We start from the raw sequence: 17,401 nt of genomic DNA on the forward strand, positions 1-17,401 counted from the left end.
CTTAGATTGACGTGTCCAGCATAGCGTCAGCCAGCTTCCGGGAAGGAGCACAGAACACCCCCGCCTCGGGGAGTACAGCGAGCTCCCCCAGCGGCACGGCGCGTCCGAACAGGTAGCCCTGGAAAGCGTTGCAGCCAAAGGCTTCCAGCGCCGACCACTGCTCGCGCGTCTCCACGCCTTCCGCCACCACCGCCAGGTCCATGCTGTACGCCAGCGTGATGATGGCGCGCACAATGCTGGAGGCGTGGCGGGTATGCAGCATGTCGTGCACGAACGAACGGTCGATTTTCAGCTGATCGATCGGCAGCAGCTTCAGATAGCTCAGCGATGAATAGCCGGTGCCGAAATCGTCCAGCGCAAAGCCGACGCCGTGGGCTTTCAAGGTTGTCATCTTTGCGATCACGTCATCCATGTCGGCCAGCAGCATGCTTTCGGTCAGTTCCAGTTTGAGCAGACGCGGATCGGCGCCGGTGCGCTCCAGCACCGCCAGCACCTGGTCGACAAACGCCGGCTGGCGGAACTGGCGCGCGCTGACGTTGACCGCCATGGTCAGGTGCGCGCTGTCGGCCGCCGTCGCCCAGCACACCAGCTGGCGGCAGGCCGCTTCCAGCACCCAGTCGCCCAGTTCGACGATCAGGCCGGACTTCTCGGCTTGCGGAATGAATTCGCCGGGGCCGATCAGGCCGCGTTGCGGATGCTGCCAGCGCAGCAGCGCTTCCACCCCGGTGACGCGGCCGCCGGTGTCCACCACCGGCTGGTAATACAGCCGCAATTCGTCGCGCTGCAAGGCGTAACGCAGGTCCGCTTCCAGCGTGGCGGAAGCGTCCAGCGCCACCTGCATATGCGGATCGAAGAAGCGGAAGGTGGCGCGGCCGGCCGCCTTGGCTTCATACATCGCCATGTCGGCCTGGCGCAGCAAGTCGTTGATGGTGTGATGCTCGGCGCCGAACAGCACCACGCCGATACTCGGCGTGCTGCGCACTTCGTGGCCCTCCAGCAGATAGCAGCGGCTCAGCGAATCGAGCACCTTGCCGGCGACGGCGGCGGCATTGCCCATGGCCTGCTGTTGATCCTGGCCCAGGTCTTCCAGCAGGATGACGAATTCGTCGCCGCCCAGCCGCGCCACGGTATCGGTTTCGCGGGTCACTTCGCCCAGGCGGAACGCCACCATCTCCAGCAAGCGGTCGCCCATGTCGTGGCCCAGGGTGTCGTTCAGGGATTTGAAGTTATCCAGATCGACAAACAGCACCGCGCCGTGCAGGCTGCTGCGTGTGGCCTTGGCGATGGCATGGTGCAGCCGGTCCAGCAGCAGGCGGCGGTTGGGCAGATTGGTCAGGCCGTCGTAGAAGGCCAGGTGGGCAATCTCGGCCTCCGCCAGCTTGCGCGCGCTGATGTCCATGCGCGTGCCCAGCATGCGCAGCGGCTTGCCGTCGGCGGCGCGCTCCACCACCCGCCCCCGGCTCTGCACCCAGATCCAGTGGCCGGCCCGGTGGCGCATGCGGTATTCGGCCTCGAACGAGCGTGAGCCGTCGGCCAGGTGGGCGGCTAACGCCGCCTCGATACCGGGGATGTCGTCGTTCTTGACCATGCCGCGCCAATCGACAACGCCCACGTTCAGCTCTTCCTCGGTGTAGCCCAGCATGGCGGCGGCGCGCCCGTCCACCGTGCGGCGATCGTTTACCATATGCCATTCCCACAGCCCCAGATTGGCGCCGTTGAGCGCCAGTTCGATCTTCTCTGCGGCGGCGGCCTGCTCTTCCTCGCGCGCCTCGGCCAGGTCTTCCAGCACCTGCCGGCGGCGCTGCACCAGGATCAAGCCGCCGCTGGCGGTCACACCGAACACCAGCCACGCAACGCCACAGGTCCAGGCCATGCTATGCCAGCCGGCGGCCACCAGGGCCTGGTTGCGGCCCAGGCTCACCACCAGCGTCTTGTCCAGTCCAAGGCCGCGCAGCAACATGGTGCGCTGGACCACCAATCGCTGCTCGCCGCTGGCGGTCACGCCATCGAACACGGTTTCCGAGCGATGGCTGTTCTGGTGACGCACAAAGAACGGATCGGGGGCGGCGCCGGCATTGCGCATGGCGGCGGGATCGGCCGGCACAAACAGGATGCGGCGGCCGCTGTCTTCGGTGATGGCGCTGTTCATGTCCGGCGCATACAGCGCCGAGCGCATCACGGCGTCAAAATATTCGGGGTTGAGGATGGCGCTGACAGCGCCGTTGTTCCTGCCGTCCGGCCCTACCAGCGCCATCGACAGCTTGATGTTGAAGACGCCGGGCGTATTTTCGTAAGGCTGCGACAGATACAGCGTGTCCGGATCGCGCATATGCTCGACGCGGCTGGTGTAGTTCTGGTCATCCAGGCGGCGGTCGCGCAGGTCGTCGTCGGACATCACGATCTCGCCTTTGCGGTCCAGCACCAGCAGTGCGCGCACGCCGGGCATGGCGCGCTTGAGCGATTGCAGCAGCGTGCGGCGGCAATCGGCGGTGCAGTTGCCGCCACCACGCAAGGCATCGCGCACGCTGTCGAGCGCGCTGCGCACGCCTTCCAGCTGGTGACTCAGGTTTTCGTCGATGATCAGCGTCTGCAGGCGCATCCGCTCGATATTGGAGGTCAGCAGGAGGCCGCGCTCATTCCAGACGAAATAGGTAATCAACAAGCCGCTGAGCGCCAGCACGAAGGCCAGCATCAGCCATTCGACGGCGCCGCTCCGCACGCCGGAAAACTTCTTGTAACGTTGGACGAACATACTTCCTCCCTGATTGAGCATGACTCAATATAAAATCAGGGAGGATTGATTGAAATTGCACCTTCGTATACGTACTCATACCAAGGTTTAGGTCAAGCGGCGCAAGTGACCGAGCATCTGGCCGCGCGGGATAGGCTCTCCCCTCCCGTCAGTTCAGGGACAACAGCGGCCGGCGCACGTCGGCGTCGCCCTGCGCCAGGCGGAACACGCCGACGCAACCGGTCAGGTAGCTGGCCTGTTCCTGCATGCTGCCTGCCGCCGCTGCGGCCTGCTCCACCAGCGCCGCATTCTGCTGCGTCACCGCATCCATTTCCGTCATCGCCTGGTTGACATGGCCGATGCCGGTGCTCTGCTCACGCGAGGCATCGCTGATGGCCGCCATGATCTGCGTCACGCGCGACACGCTGCTCACCACCTGCGCCATGGTGCTGCCGGCTTGCTCCACCAGGGTCTGGCCGGCGGCGATGCTGGCCACCGAGTTGTCGATCAGCTGCTTCACCTCGCGCGCGGCAGCCGCGCTGCGCTGCGCCAGGTTGCGCACTTCGGTGGCCACCACCGCAAAGCCGCGCCCCTGATCGCCGGCCCGCGCTGCCTCCACGGCGGCGTTCAGCGCCAGGATATTGGTCTGGAAGGCGATACCGTCGATGACGCCGATGATGTCGACCACGCGGCTGGAAGCGTCGTTGATATCGCCCATGGTCTGGATCACGCGGCCGATCACCTGTCCGCCCTGCTGCGCCACCTGCGCCGTGGTCTGCACCAGTTCATTGGCCTGGTGCGCGTTCTCCGCATTCTGGCGCACGGCGGCGGTCAGCTGTTCCATCGACGCCGCCGTCTCTTCCAGCGAACTGGCCTGGGTCTCGGTGCGCGCCGACAGATCCAAGTTGCCGACCGCGATCTGGCTCGACGCCGTGGCGATGGTCTCGGCGCTGCCGCGTATCTCGCCGATGGTGCCGACCAGGTTGTGCTGCATGGTGTGCATCGCGTGCAGCAGACTGCTGTCGTCGCCGTCGCTCAGCACCACCGGCTTGCTCAAGTCATTGGTGGCGATGCGATTGGCCACCGCCACCGCATATTCCGGCGCCCCGCCCAGCGCCCGGCTCAGACTGCGGTTAACCGCCCCGGACACCAGCAACAGCACCGTGCCCGCAGCCAGCAGACCAAGCGCGGACATCATCAGCGAGCGATGGAAGTCCGCCTCGATATCGTCGGTGTACACGCCGGTCAGGAACACCCAGCCCCACGGCTTGTAGCTGCTGATGCGCGCCAGCTTGGGCGTGGCGTCCTTCTGGCCGGGACGCTGCCACAGAAATTTCACAAAGCCGCTGCCCTCGGCGGTGCCGGCGATGCGGGCGAATTCGCGGAAGATGTAGACGCCGTCGGCATCGCGGAAGTCCAGCATGTTCTTGCCGTTCGAGGCGGGATTGCCGGGGTTTTGTAAAATCGTGCCGCCCGCGCTGATCAGCGACACGTAGCTGTCGGTTCCATAGCGCATGCTGTCCAGCGTCGCCATGGCGCGCCGCTGGGCGCCGGCCAGGTCGGCCTTGCCGTCACTGGCTTCCGCCGCATAGCGGCGCACGACATTGAGCGCCGCATCGTTCATATCCGTCAGCGCCTGCTGGCGTTCCTCAAAGCGCGTAGTGCGTAATTGCAGCGCGTCGACGACCGCCACGGCGGTCAGGCATAACAAGCTGCAGATCAGCGGCAACCACAGTTTCTGCTTGAAGGTCAGGGTGAGCATGAAGTTCTCCAACGGGATGATCGGTCAATAGACTATAATTGATCAATCGATTAATTACAATCGGTCCAGCCATGCTGTCTCGGAATAGTCACCATGCCATATGGCGAGTTACCAATCCGCGGCGCCGATGGCAAAGTGGCAGCATGGACCAAAAGGGAGCCCTCATGAAGACAAAAACCTGGATCTGGATCGGCGGCGTGCTGGTGGTCGGCGCCGCAGCGGCGGCGGCATGGATGTTCCAGCCGGCCATCGCGCCCATTCAGCCGCCCGCGCCGAATAACTTCACCAGCGACAGCATCGCGCGCGGCGCCCGTGTCGTCGCCCAAGGGGATTGCATGGTCTGCCACACCGCCGCCGGCGGTGCGCCTTATGCAGGCAGCCTGCCCTTGCGTACCCCGTTCGGCACCATCTACACCACCAACATCACGCCCGATCCCGCCACCGGCATCGGCAACTGGTCGCTGGCCGCGTTCACGCGCGCGCTGCGGCATGGCGTGGCGCGCGACGGCCACCTGCTCTACCCTGCCTTCCCTTACATTCACTACACGCGCATGTCCAGCGCCGATATCAGCGACGCCTACGCCTATCTGATGACGCGCACGCCGGTGGTCTCCCGCGCGCCGGACAACGACCTGCTGCTGCCGTTGCGCTTCCGCCCCATGCTGGCAGGCTGGAACCTGCTGTACCTGCGTCCCGGTCCGCAGGCAGACGATCCACAGCAAAGCGTCGAATGGAACCGTGGCCGCTACCTGGTGGACGGCGCCGGCCACTGTGCATCGTGCCATAGCACGCTGGACCCGATCGGCGGCGAACGCAGCCCCGCCTTCAGCGGCGGCAATATCGACGGCTGGGATGCGCCGGCGCTGACCGCGCTGCTGCAAACGCCCAAGCCATGGAACCGCGAACAATTGGCGCACTATCTGCGCCATGGCTGGTCGCCGGAACACGGCGCCGCCGCCGGGCCGATGGGCCCAGTGGCGCACAGCCTGTCGCAAGTGCCGGAGGCCGACACCAACGCCATCGCCACCTACATCATGTCGCTGCAAAAGCCGGCCACCAAAGCCGCACCAGCCGCCGGCAACGCCAGCACCGACGTCGCCCGCGTCCAGCAAGGCGCTATCCTGTTCGCCGGCGCCTGCGCCAGCTGTCATGGCACGGCGGCGCCGATGATGGCGACCGGCGGCCGTCCATCGCTGGCCCTGAGCAGCGCCGTCACCGGCGACAAGCCGGACAACCTGATACAAATCGTGCTCAATGGCGTGCCATGGGTACATCCTGAGCCAAGCACCTTCATGCCACCGTTCGCCGCCGTGCTGACCGACGCGCAGATCGCCAGCATCGCCGCCTACGTCCGCGCTGACATCGGCAAGCGTCCGGCATGGTCCGACGTTGAGCAGCGCACCACCAAGATCCGCAAGGAGAACCAACAATGAGCACTCTGATTGTGAATGGCGTCCGCCATACGCTGGACATCGATCCCTCGACGCCGCTGCTGTACGCGCTGCGCAACCAGCTGGAACTGAACGGCGCCAAATTCGGCTGCGGCATGGGCCAGTGCGGCGCCTGCACCGTGATGCTTGATGGGCAGCCGGTATTCAGCTGTGTGACGCCGGTGACTGCGTGCGAAGGCCGCCAGGTGCGCACCATCGAAGGCCTGGGCACTGCCGAGAAGCCGGGCCAGCTGCAGGCCTCGTTCATCAAGCACCAGGCGGCGCAGTGCGGTTATTGCATCGCCGGCATGGTGATGCGCGCGCAAGCGCTGCTGGAACAAAATCCACATCCGACCGAGGCACAGATCCGCACCCACATGGAGCCCAACCTTTGCCGTTGCGGCACCCATATGCGCATCATCGCCGCCATCAAGGACGTAGCACAAGGAGCCAAGGCATGAGCGACGACATCATCGACCTGCGCCGCCGCACCATCCTCAGCGCCGGCGCGCTGGTGCTGGGCTTTACCATGCTGCCGCGCCGCGCACTGGCGGAATTCAACGGCATGGGCGTACCGCCGATCGCCAACAAGGACCTGGCGGGCAGCCTGCAACGCACGCCGATGCTGGACGCCTGGATCAAGATCGCGCCGGACGGCAAAGTCACGGTCTTCACCGGCAAGGTGGAACTGGGCACCGGCGTGCGCACCGCCCTGCTGCAAGTGGCGGCCGAACAGCTGGATGTGGCGCCGGCCGCCGTCAACTTCATCACCGGCGACACCAGCCTGACGCCGAACGAAGGTTTCACCGCCGGCAGCCACACCATGGCCGACAGCGGCACCGCGCTGCTGAACGCCGCCGCGCAGGTGCGCGCGCTGGTGGTGCAAGGCGCGGCCGCCCAGTTCAAGCTCGCTCCGGAAACGCTCAAGACCAGCAACGGCAAGGTGACTGCCCCTGATGGCCGCAGCATGCATTACGGCGAAGCGGTGCGCGGCGTCGACCTGCACCGTTCGGCGCAAGTCAAATCGCCGCTGAAGAACGTCAAGGACTACACGCTGATCGGTCATTCGCTGCCGCGCGTGGACATTCCCGCCAAGCTGACCGGCGGCGCCGCCTATGTGCAGGACATGCGTCCGCCAGGCATGGTGCACGCACGCGTGGTGCGTCCGCCGGCCTACGGCGCGAAGCTGCTGTCGGCCGATACCGCCGCCGTGGCGCGCATGCCGGGTGTGCTGAAGGTGCACGTGGATGGCAACTACCTGGCCGTCATCGCCGGCGGCGAATGGCAGGCGATACAAGCCATGCGCGCACTGTCGGCCAGCGCCAAATGGCAGCGCGGACCGGCGCTGCCATCGCCGGACAACATCCACGCCACGCTGCGCGCGCTGCCGTCGCAGGATATCGTCATCGACGACAGACACGGCGCCGGCGTCAAACCGGTGCTGACGCTGAAGCGCCGCTACACCAAACAGTACGTGCTGCATGGTTCCATCGGCCCTTCGTGTTCGGTGGCGTTGCTTGAGCAAGGCGCCATGACGGTGTGGACGCACACACAAGGCGTCTACCCGCTGCGCGGTGCGCTGGCCGAGATGCTGTCGATGAAAATGGACGACGTCCGCTGCATCCACACCGAAAGCGCCGGCTGCTATGGCCAGAATGGCGCCGACGACGTCGCGGCCGATGCAGCGCTGCTGGCGCGCGTCATGCCCGACCGTCCGGTGCGCGTGCAACTGATGCGCGACCAGGAAAACCAGTGGGAACCCTATGCGCCGGCGATGAGCACCCAGCTGGCGGCATCACTGGACGCCAGCGGCAAAATCTGCGACTGGCAGTACGAATTGTGGAGCGGCTCGCACAATGAACGTCCCGGCAATGCCGGCAAACTGATACCGGCGCAACTGCTGGCCAAGGCTTTCATACCGAGTCCGTCGCAGCCGATGCCGATGCCCGAAGGTGGCGGCGACCGCAACGCCATCCCGCTGTACACGCTGCCGCAGGCGAAGATCATCAACCACTTCCTGCCGGTGACGCCGCTGCGCAGCTCCGCCATGCGTTCGCTGGGCGCGCATATCAACATCTTCGCGATTGAAGGCATGATGGACGAACTGGCGACAGCGGCCCATGCCGATCCGGTGGAATTCCGCCTGCGCCACCTGGACGACCCGCGCGCGCGCGACGTCATCGAACGCGCCGCCAAACAGTTCGGCTGGAACCAGCGCCAGCGCCGTCGCGATCATGGCTTCGGCTTTGCCTTCGGCCAGTACAAGAACATCATGGCGTATGTGGCGCTGGCGGTGGAGATCCGCGTCGAGCGCAGCACCGGCGCGGTGCACATCGTACGCGTGACGGCGGCGGTGGATTGCGGCCAGGGGGTCAACCCGGACGGCATCCGCAACCAGATCGAAGGCGGCATCCTGCAATCGTCCAGCTGGACGCTGTACGAACAGCTGCACTTCACGCCGGAAGGCATCACCAGCGTGGACTGGGCCAGCTATCCGATCATGCGTTACTCGAATGTGCCGGACAAAATCGATGTGATCCTGATCGACCGCCCCGGTGCCCCCCTGCTCGGCGTGGCCGAAGCGGCGCAGGCGCCGATGGCGGGTGCGCTGGGCAACGCGCTGGCCGACGCCACGGGCAAGCGCTGGTTCGACCTGCCGCTGGCCGGACCGCACTTAAAGAGCTAACAACTCCTCGACGAAGGCCGCAAACGCCCGCGCCTTGGCGCTGGCCTTGCGGCCGGACGGGAACACCGCCCACAGGTCCATGGCCGGCAGCGTCCATCCAGGCAGCACGCGCTGCACCTGGCCGCTGGCCAGTTCCGGCCCGAACATCCATTCCGAGGTGATGGCGATACCCATATCCGCCAGCACCGCTGCGCGCACGCCCTCCGCAGCCGACACGCGCAGCCGGCCGTCCAGCGTCACCGGTTCCTGCATCTCGCCGCACTGGAACATGCAGGTCGGCCCGCCGCCGGCGCGGTGATACACCACCGCCTGATGCCGCGCCAGATCCGCCGGATGCAGCGGCACGCCGTGCCGCTCCAGATACGCTGGCGTCGCCAGCACCGCGCGCGGACTGCGGCTGATGCGGCGCGCCGTCATGGCCGAATCGCTCAGGGCGCCGAGACGCAGCGCCACATCGATGCCGCCTTCCAGCAAATCGATATTGCGGTCGTCCAGCACCACATCCAGCGTCAGCTGCGGATGCTGGTCGAGGAAGCGCTGCAGATGCGGCATGACGTGCAGCCGCGCGAACGTTAACGGCGCCGTCACCACCAGCTTGCCATCCATGCCAGCGCTGGCGCCACGCGCGCTGCTGTCCGCCTCGGCGGCGGCATCCAGTGCGCGCCGCGCGCCGCGATAATAGGCCAGCCCCGACTCGGTCGGGGTCAGCCCGCGGTTGGAGCGCAGCAGCAGCTGGACGCCGAGATCGGCCTCCAGCTGCGCCACCACCTTGGAGACACTGGGCTGGCCCACATCGAGGCGGCGGGCGGCACCGGAAAAAGACCCCGCCTCCACTACATGGACCAGCGTTTCCATCGCCTGCCATCGGTCCATGATCAGCCCAGCGTCGGATAGTCGGTGTAACCGCGCTCGGTGCCGCCGTAGAACGAGAACGGGTCCGGCTGGTTGTACGGACCGCCGGCGGCAATCCGCGCCACCAGGTCAGGATTGGACACGTACTGGCGGCCAAACGCCACCATATCCGCCTTGCCCTGCTCCACCAGCTGCTGCGCGTCTTCCGGCGTCAGGCCGGCGTTGGCGATCAACACGCCGCTGTAGTTGCTGCGGATGATGTCAAGGATCTTCGGCATGTCCGCCACGCCGCCCCATGCGTTGGTGTCGGCGCCATGGATGTAGCCGATGCCGTATTCATTCAGCATGCGCGCCACGTAGCCGTAGGTCGCAGCGACGTCCGGATCGGTGGCGTTGTTGTAGGCCGCGTAAGGCGAGATGCGCACGCCGATGCGCTGTTTCGGGAACACCGTCAACACCGCCTCGATCACCAGCCGCAGAAAGCGCGCGCGGTTTTCCACGCTGCCGCCAAATTCGTCGGTGCGGCGATTGACCAGCGGCGACAGGAACTGCTGCGGCAGGTAGCCGTTGGCGGCGTGGATCTCCACGCCATCCAGCCCGGCGCGTTTGGCGTTTTCGGCGCCGACGCGGAACTCCTCGACGGCCGCATACACCTCTTCATTGGTCATGGCGCGCGATGGCGAAGCGTAGATGCGGGTGTAGTAGCCGTTGCGCAGCGCACCGTACACCTGCAACAACCCCAGGTCGTCGTTATAGCCCGATGGCGACAGCGGTTCGGCGCCTTTCAGCAGTGAATACGAGCTTACGCGGCCGCTATGCCACAGCTGCATGAACATCTTGCCGCCGGCCGCATGTACCTGCTCGGTGACGAGGCGCCAGCCGGCCACCTGCGCGTCGTTGTAGATGGCCGGCGCCAGTTCGAAGGCGGCCGAATTGGGCGACACGTTGGTGGCTTCGGTGATGATCAGCCCCGCCGTGGCGCGCTGCGCATAGTATTCGGCATTGAGCGCGACCGGCACGCCATCGTCGCCGGCGCGGGCGCGGGTGATCGGCGCCATGGCGATGCGGTTGTTGAAGGCGATGTCGCCGATCTGGATCGATTGCAGCAGCTGGTTCATGATAATGACTCCGGGTGGGTAGTAGATGAGCCACTGTACCGCCTGCACCGCGCGGTGATAAGACAGCGCGGCTCATCAACACCTTTGCGCAAAGCGCAAAAGTCAGCGCCGACCGGATTCAGTGCTACATTGGCAGGATTCGATCCATCTGGCTGATTTATGCCGCTGGCAGTAGCGCCTAAAATCGACACATCGATCACTTACTGCCACCACATCATGAAAACCAGACTGCTACCCGCATCATTCTTCGCCCTCACATTAGGGCTGGCCGAAACCGGCAACGCCTGGCGCTTCGCCCACAACCTGTGGGCTTTGCCGCCGCTGGCCGGCGAAGTGCTGCAAGCGCTGGCCGTGCTGTCCTTCCTGGTATTTGGCGCCCTGTACGCGCACAAATGGATGGCACACCGCGCCGCCGCCATCGCCGAAACGCGCGACCCGGTGCAATCGTCTTTCCTGGCGCTGATCCCGGAATCGCTGATCCTGGTGGCGCTGGCACTGCAACCATACGCCCTGTCCAGCGCCAGGCCGCTGTTCTGGATCGGCTCCGCCGCCAACGTCGCCTACGGCGCATGGCGCATGGCCGCGCACTGGAGCAGCCAGCGCGACGCCGCGCAGATCGTGCCGCCGCTGTACCTGCCCTACACCGCCAGCGTCCTGGTGAACGCCCTCGCCGCCGGCATCTTCGGCTATACCGACTACGGCTGGATGCTGTTCGGCGCCGGCGGCATTTCGTGGCTGATACTCGACTCCACCATCACCCACCAGCTGATGACCGGCGGCCTGTCCGACAAGACACGCAATTTCATGGGCATCTACAGCGCGCCGCCGGTGGTTGCGCTGGTCGCTTACCAGATACTGAGCGGCGCCAGCGTCAATCCCGCCATCACTTACGCGCTGGCCGGCTATGCGCTGTTCGTGTTTGCCGGCCTGGCGCTGGCCATGCCATGGTTGGCGCAGCAGGATTTCGCGCCCGGATACTGGGCCTACACTTTCGGCCTCGCCACGCTCGGTCAGGGACTGATGCTGATGGCGGAACACCAAGGCAGCATTCTGCTGCAAACGGTCGCCGGCGTCGTCTTCGCCGCTACGCTGCTGCTGGTGCTGTATGTGGCCTGGGGTTCGGTGCGGCTGCTGGCACGCGGCAGCTACTTCCCGGCCGCGCCGCTGCCGGTGGCGGTGGTGGTGATGGAGCCAGCATCTTGAAAACCCTGGCGCTCGTGCTGTTCCCCGGCGTGCAGTCGCTGGACGTCTCCGGCCCGATGGACGTTTTCGCCGAAGCCAACGCATTCCTGCCGCCGCAACAGCACTACCGCCTGGTCACCATCGGCACCACGCCGTCGCCGATCCGCGCCTCCAACGGCCAGCAGCTGGGCTACGACCTGGCATTGGATGCGGCGGGAACGGACTACGACATTGTGCTGGTGGCGGGCGGCCCGCAACTGGCGCAGCAGGCGGATAATCCGCAGCTCTCGGCCTGGCTGCGCGAAGTGGCGCAGACAGCGCCGCGCTACGGTTCGATCTGCACCGGCGCCTATCTGCTGGGCCGCGCCGGCCTGCTGGACGGCAAGCGCGCCACCACCCACTGGAGCGACGCCGCCCGCCTGGCTGTGGAGTTCCCGCTGGCGCAGGTGGAGCATGACCGCATCCACGTGCGCGACGGCCGCCTGGTGACGTCGGCCGGTGTCACCGCCGGCATCGACCTGGCACTGGCGCTGGTGGCAGAGGATCACGGCCAGGCGGTCGCCCTGGCAGCAGCCAAGCGGCTGCTGGTCCTGGCGCAGCGCCAGGGTGGCCAGTCGCAATTCAGTCCTTATCTGTCGGAGGCATCGACGCCGGACGCACTGGCCACCATCATCCAGCGCCATGTGATGGACAATCTGGCGCAGCCGTTATCAGTGGAGCAGTTGTCCGCCGTCGCCGGCATGAGCACGCGCAGCTTCGCGCGCCAGTTCGTCAAGGAGATGGGCGTGACGCCAGCGGAATTCGTCCAGCGCGCCCGCGTGGATGCGGCGCGCAATCTGCTGGAAGGCAGCGAACTGGCTTTGAAGACCATCGCCTACCGCTGCGGCTTTGGCAGCCCGGCGCGCATGCGGCTGGTTTTTGCGCAGCGTTTCGGCGTAACGCCCAACCAGTACCGCGACAGTTTCCTTGTCTGCCATGGCTGAAACGGGGCGCGGCCACGCATGGTTTACAATGTTTCCACGTTCGCCATGACGCTGCCGGGGCCGTCACGAGCTTGATTTTCGCTGGTACGCCCCCATCATCACCGATATGACCGAAGCCCTGCAAGCCGCCGACTTGTACCACTTCCACCCCGCCGTCTCTGCGTGGTTCGGTGCGGCTTTTTCCGGCGCCACCGAGGCGCAGCGGCAGGCCTGGCCGCACATCCAGGCCGGCCGCACCACGCTGATCGCCGCGCCCACCGGTTCCGGCAAGACGCTGACCGCCTTCCTGGCCGCCATCGATGCGCTGGTGCGCGAGAGCCGCACCGCGCCGCTGCCGGATGAGACGCGGGTGCTGTACGTGTCGCCGCTAAAGGCGCTGTCGAACGATATCCGCGTCAACCTGCTGGCGCCACTGGAAGGCATCGGCCGCGAACTGGAGGCGATGGAGCTGCCGCCGCACGGCATCCGCACCGCCGTGCGCACCGGCGACACTACCCAGGCCGAACGCAACGCCATGCGCCGGCGCGCGCCGCACATCCTGGTGTCGACGCCGGAATCGCTGTATGTGCTGCTCGGCTCCGACAGCGGCCGCGCCATGCTGGCCGGCGTGCGCACCGTGATCGTCGACGAGATCCACGCGGTGGCCGGCAGCAAGCGTGGCAGCCACCTGTCACTGAGCCTGGAGCGACTCGACGCGCTGTGCGCGCGGCCGCCGGTGCGGGTCGGCCTGTCCGCCACGCAGAAGCCGATATCGGCGGTGGCTCACTTCCTGGCCGGCGCCGGGCGTCCATGCGCAGTGGTGGACGTGGGCCATGTGCGCGCGCGTGACCTCAACCTGGAACTGCCGCCGGTGCCGCTGGAGGCGGTGATGGCCAACGACGTCTGGGAACGGGTCTACGACCGGCTGGCCGAGCTCACGGTCATGCATCGCACCACGCTGGTCTTCGTCAACACGCGGCGCATGGCCGAGCGCATGGCGCGTCACCTGGCCGACCGTCTCGGCGCCGAACACGTGGCGGCGCACCATGGCAGCCTGGCCAAGGAATACCGGCTGGATGCGGAGCAGCGCCTCAAGCGCGGCGAGTTGCAGGTGCTGATCGCCACCGCCTCGCTGGAGCTGGGCATCGACATTGGCGATGTGGACCTGGTGTGCCAGATTGGTTCGCCGCGCAGCATCGCCTCGTTCCTGCAACGCGTGGGCCGTTCCGGCCACCACGTCGGCGGACTGCCCAAGGGCCGGCTGTTCCCGACCTCGCGCGACGACCTGATTGAATGCACGGCGCTGCTGGACTGCGTGCGCCGCAATGAGCTGGACGCGCTGCGTATTCCGCCGGCGCCGTTGGACGTGATGGCCCAGCAGATCGTGGCGGAAGTGGCCTGTCGCGAATGGCGCGAGGATGAGCTGTTCGCGCTGCTGCGGCAAGCGTCGCCGTATGCGCAGCTGGAACGGCAGCGTTATGACGATGTGCTGCACATGCTCACCGACGGCTACACCAGCCGCCAGGGCGTGCGCGGCTCCTACCTGCACCGCGACACGGTGAGCGGCACGTTGCGCGGACGGCGCGGCGGCAAGATGACGGCGGTGATGTCCGGCGGGACCATCCCGGACAATGCCGACTACACGGTGCTGCTGGAGCCACAGGGCCAGAATATCGGCACGGTGCATGAGGACTTTGCGGTCGAGAGCCTGGCCGGCGATGTTTTCCAGCTTGGGAATACGTCGTATCGCATCCAGCGGATTGAGGCCGGCAAAGTGCGGGTGGAGGATGCCCATGGCGCGGCGCCGAATATTCCGTTCTGGCTGGGCGAGGCGCCGGGCCGTACCGACGAGCTGTCGATCGGCGTTGCGCGCCTGCGCGGCGAGATTGACCGGTTGCTGGCCGGCGATGGCGCCGATCGCAGCGGTGGCGAGGCTGCGCTGGAGCGCGTGGTCGACTGGCTGGCCGAGCACCTCGGCCTGCGCGATGATGCCGCGCGCCAGATCGCCGACTACATGGCGCGTTCGCGTGCCACGCTGGGCGCCCTGCCCACGCGCGAGACGCTGGTGATGGAGCGCTTCTTCGATGAATCGGGCGGCATGCAGCTGGTAGTGCATGCGCCGTATGGCAGTCGTGTCAACCGCGCCTGGGGACTGGCGCTGCGCAAGCGCTTCTGCCGCACCTTCAACTTCGAGTTACAGGCGGCGGCCACCGAGGACGCGATTGTGCTGTCGCTGTCCGAGAGCCATAGCTTTCCGCTGGATGAGGTGTGGCGCTACCTGCGTTCCACTACGGCCGAGCATATTCTGATTCAGGCATTGCTGGATGCGCCGCTGTTCAATGTGCGGTGGCGCTGGAACGCGACCACCTCGCTGGCCTTGCCGCGCTTTGCCGGCGGCCGCAAGGTGGCGCCGCAGCTGATGCGCATGAAAAGCGACGATTTGCTGGCGGCAGTGTTCCCCGATCAGGCGGCGTGCCTGGAGAATATCGTCGGCGAGCGCGAGCTGCCAAGTCATCCGCTGGTGGATCAGACGCTGGACGATTGTCTGCATGAGGCGATGGACAGCGAAGGATGGCTGGCGCTGTTGCGGCGCATGGAGGCTGGCGAAGTGCGCCTGCTGTCACGCGATCTGCCGGCGCCGTCGCCGCTGGCGATGGAGATTCTGAATGCGCGGCCGTATGCGTTTCTGGACGATGCGCCGCTGGAGGAACGGCGCGCGCAGGCGGTGATCAACCGGCGCTGGACCGATCCGGCGTCCACCGATGATCTGGGCGCGCTGGACGCCGGGGCGATTGCGGCGGTGGCGGAGGAAGCCTGGCCATCCGTGCGCAATAGCGATGAAATGCATGAAGCGCTGATGTCGCTGGCATGTGTGACGCAGGACGAGGCGGCGCGCGCAGAAGGCTGGCCGGCATGGCTGGACGGCCTCGCCGCCACCGGCCGCGCCACGCGCCTGCGCGACGACGCCAGCGGCGCCGATCTGTGGGTCGCGCGGGAGCGGCTGCCCTGCCTGAGCGCAGCCTATCCGGCAGCCGACGCCACGCCGCTGGTCGCTGGCGAGGCGCAGAGCGCTGGGGATGCGCTTGCCTTGCGCTTCGGGGCGCTGGCTGCGGCAGAGGAATGGACGCGCGACGCGGCGCTGGTGGAGATTCTGCGCGCGCGGCTGGGCGGCACCGGACCGCAGACGGTGGCCGCGATCGCAGCGCCGCTCGGGCTCACCGCCTCCACCGTCACCATCGCGCTGACGCAACTGGAAACCGAAGGCTACGTCATGCGCGGCCGCTTCACACCCGGTACTGCGGTCGAGGAATGGTGCGAACGCCATCTGCTGGCACGCATCCACCGCTACACCATCAAGCGTCTGCGACGCGAGATCGAGCCGGTGGAGCGCCAGGACTTCATGCGCTTCCTGTTCGAATGGCAGCACCTGACGCCAGACGCGCAACTCAAAGGCCCGGACGCCTTGCCGCAAGCGCTGGCGCAACTGGAAGGCTACGAAGCCGCCGCCGGCGCCTGGGAAAGCGATCTGCTGGCCCTGCGCGTGCAGGACTACTCGTCGCTGTGGCTGGACGATTTGTGCCGCGCCGGCAAAATCGTCTGGACGCGGGTCGGTGCACCTTCCAGCGCCGTCGGTGGTCCGGTACGCAGCACGCCGCTGGTGCTGCTGCCGCGCCGCCAACTGGCGCTGTGGCATGCGCTGCCCGCCGTAGCCGGCCAGGTGGAAGTCTCACCCCGCGCCGCCCGCGTGCTGGAAGCGCTGCGACGCGACGGCGCGATGTTCTTCGACGAGCTGTCGCACGACGCCCGCTTGCTGCCGGTGGAACTGGAGAATACGCTGGGCGAGCTGGTGGCCACAGGCCTGGTCAACGCCGACAGCTATGCCGGCCTGCGTGCCATGCTGGTGCCGGCCAACAAGCGCGCCAGCAACGACAAGCGTCGCCGCCGGGGCGCCGGACCGACGATGGAAGAAGCCGGCCGCTGGGCACTGGTTCGCCGTGGCGACAACCTCGTCATCACGGTGCGTGCAATCGAAACGGCTATCCCCACCGCCAGCAGCGATGAAGACAGCATCCACTCCCCGACAGCCACCGCCGCCAGCGCGCAGATGCCGCTGGCCACGGCCCCGCAGGCAATTGCGCTGCCGGCCGCTCGGCCCGCGCCACCCGGGCGCAAGCCGCGCACCGATCCGGAAACGCTGGAACACATCGCCATGACGCTGCTGCGCCGCTACGGCGTGATGTTCTGGCGCCTTCTGGAGCGCGAAGCCGGATGGATGCCCAGCTGGCGCGAGCTGCTGCCCATCTACCATCGCCTGGAAGCGCGCGGAGAAATCCGCGGCGGCCGTTTCGTGGCCGGCCTCTCGGGTGAACAATTCGCCCTGCCGGAAGCCATTCCCCTGCTGCGCGAAATGCGTCGCCGGCCGCACGACGGCAGCTACGTCTGCATTTCCGCCGTCGACCCGCTCAACCTGTGCGGCACCCTGCTGCCCGGCGACAAAGTCCCGGCGCTGGCCGGCAACCGCCTGCTGTTTCGCGACGGCGTGCCGGTCGCCACCCAGGTCGCCGGCAAATTCCACTACCCGCCAGACGCCATCGACCGCGAACTGCTGCACACCTGGCTGGTCGGCAAACAAGCCAGCATTTAGCCTATTGTGGCGTACCGCACATAAGCGGCGCCG

General features: G+C 66.7%; 10 protein-coding genes. 6 read left to right on the forward strand and 4 right to left on the reverse strand.

The window, feature by feature from the left end; all coding sequences use genetic code 11:
• Nucleotide 1 precedes the first annotated feature (1 nt).
• Together GTP55_RS20350 and GTP55_RS20355 are read right to left on the reverse strand one after the other, a co-directional pair.
• A complete protein-coding gene (locus GTP55_RS20350; RefSeq protein ID WP_229258076.1) occupies nt 2-2,752 on the reverse strand; it encodes a bifunctional diguanylate cyclase/phosphodiesterase in 2,751 nt (916 codons plus the stop codon).
• A gap of 148 nt (nt 2,753-2,900) precedes the next feature.
• Nucleotides 2,901-4,493: a methyl-accepting chemotaxis protein gene (locus GTP55_RS20355; protein ID WP_161046680.1), complete on the reverse strand. Its 1,593-nt coding sequence runs from the start codon at nt 4,491-4,493 to the stop codon at nt 2,901-2,903.
• Nucleotides 4,494-4,657: 164 nt separating this feature from the next.
• Between GTP55_RS20355 and GTP55_RS20360 the strand changes: the two genes are divergently transcribed.
• The 3 genes from GTP55_RS20360 to GTP55_RS20370 are packed head-to-tail and all read left to right on the forward strand — an operon-like array spanning nt 4,658 to nt 8,609.
• On the forward strand, nt 4,658-5,926 hold the full coding sequence (locus tag GTP55_RS20360; protein ID WP_161046681.1) for a c-type cytochrome: 1,269 nt from the start codon (nt 4,658-4,660) through the stop codon (nt 5,924-5,926).
• Entirely contained in the window at nt 5,923-6,384 is a 462-nt protein-coding gene (locus GTP55_RS20365; protein WP_161046682.1) for a (2Fe-2S)-binding protein, read from the forward strand. Before GTP55_RS20360 ends, GTP55_RS20365 begins: the two co-directional genes overlap by 4 nt.
• Nucleotides 6,381-8,609: a xanthine dehydrogenase family protein molybdopterin-binding subunit gene (locus GTP55_RS20370; RefSeq protein ID WP_161046683.1), complete on the forward strand. Its 2,229-nt coding sequence runs from the start codon at nt 6,381-6,383 to the stop codon at nt 8,607-8,609. Before GTP55_RS20365 ends, GTP55_RS20370 begins: the two co-directional genes overlap by 4 nt.
• Here the strand turns inward: GTP55_RS20370 and GTP55_RS20375 are convergent.
• Nucleotides 8,598-9,482 carry a LysR family transcriptional regulator gene (locus GTP55_RS20375; RefSeq protein ID WP_161046684.1) on the reverse strand — a complete coding sequence of 295 codons (885 nt, stop codon included), beginning with the start codon at nt 9,480-9,482 and terminating at the stop codon, nt 8,598-8,600. The genes GTP55_RS20370 and GTP55_RS20375 overlap by 12 nt on opposite strands.
• 2 nt (nt 9,483-9,484) lie before the next feature.
• Entirely contained in the window at nt 9,485-10,579 is a 1,095-nt protein-coding gene (locus GTP55_RS20380; RefSeq protein WP_161046685.1) for an alkene reductase, read from the reverse strand.
• Between the two features lie 216 nt (nt 10,580-10,795).
• On the opposite strand from GTP55_RS20380, the gene GTP55_RS20385 reads away from it, so the two are divergent.
• From GTP55_RS20385 to GTP55_RS20395, 3 genes are all read left to right on the forward strand, one after another.
• On the forward strand, nt 10,796-11,782 hold the full coding sequence (locus GTP55_RS20385) for an SLAC1 family transporter (protein ID WP_161046686.1): 987 nt from the start codon (nt 10,796-10,798) through the stop codon (nt 11,780-11,782).
• Nucleotides 11,779-12,744, forward strand: a complete 966-nt coding sequence (locus GTP55_RS20390) for a GlxA family transcriptional regulator (protein ID WP_161046687.1) — start codon at nt 11,779-11,781, stop codon at nt 12,742-12,744. The genes GTP55_RS20385 and GTP55_RS20390 overlap by 4 nt, the downstream gene beginning before the upstream one ends.
• 106 nt (nt 12,745-12,850) lie before the next feature.
• Nucleotides 12,851-17,368, forward strand: coding sequence for a DEAD/DEAH box helicase (locus tag GTP55_RS20395; RefSeq protein WP_161046688.1), 4,518 nt, complete (start codon nt 12,851-12,853; stop codon nt 17,366-17,368).
• Nucleotides 17,369-17,401: the final 33 nt, after the last annotated feature.

It is taken from the genome of Duganella margarita, from assembly GCF_009857535.1.
GTDB lineage: Bacteria > Pseudomonadota > Gammaproteobacteria > Burkholderiales > Burkholderiaceae_D > Rugamonas > Rugamonas margarita.

Bases quoted from the DNA above. Each gene is read 5' to 3' on its own strand.
- GTP55_RS20375 (WP_161046684.1), bottom strand. From the start codon at position 9,482: ATGGACCGATGGCAGGCGATGGAAACGCTGGTCCATGTAGTGGAGGCG.
- GTP55_RS20370 (WP_161046683.1), top strand. From the start codon at position 6,381: ATGAGCGACGACATCATCGACCTGCGCCGCCGCACCATCCTCAGCGCC.
- GTP55_RS20380 (WP_161046685.1), bottom strand. From the start codon at position 10,579: ATGAACCAGCTGCTGCAATCGATCCAGATCGGCGACATCGCCTTCAAC.
- GTP55_RS20385 (WP_161046686.1), top strand. From the start codon at position 10,796: ATGAAAACCAGACTGCTACCCGCATCATTCTTCGCCCTCACATTAGGG.
- GTP55_RS20355 (WP_161046680.1), bottom strand. From the start codon at position 4,493: ATGCTCACCCTGACCTTCAAGCAGAAACTGTGGTTGCCGCTGATCTGC.
- GTP55_RS20395 (WP_161046688.1), top strand. From the start codon at position 12,851: ATGACCGAAGCCCTGCAAGCCGCCGACTTGTACCACTTCCACCCCGCC.
- GTP55_RS20360 (WP_161046681.1), top strand. From the start codon at position 4,658: ATGAAGACAAAAACCTGGATCTGGATCGGCGGCGTGCTGGTGGTCGGC.
- GTP55_RS20365 (WP_161046682.1), top strand. From the start codon at position 5,923: ATGAGCACTCTGATTGTGAATGGCGTCCGCCATACGCTGGACATCGAT.
- GTP55_RS20350 (WP_229258076.1), bottom strand. From the start codon at position 2,752: ATGTTCGTCCAACGTTACAAGAAGTTTTCCGGCGTGCGGAGCGGCGCC.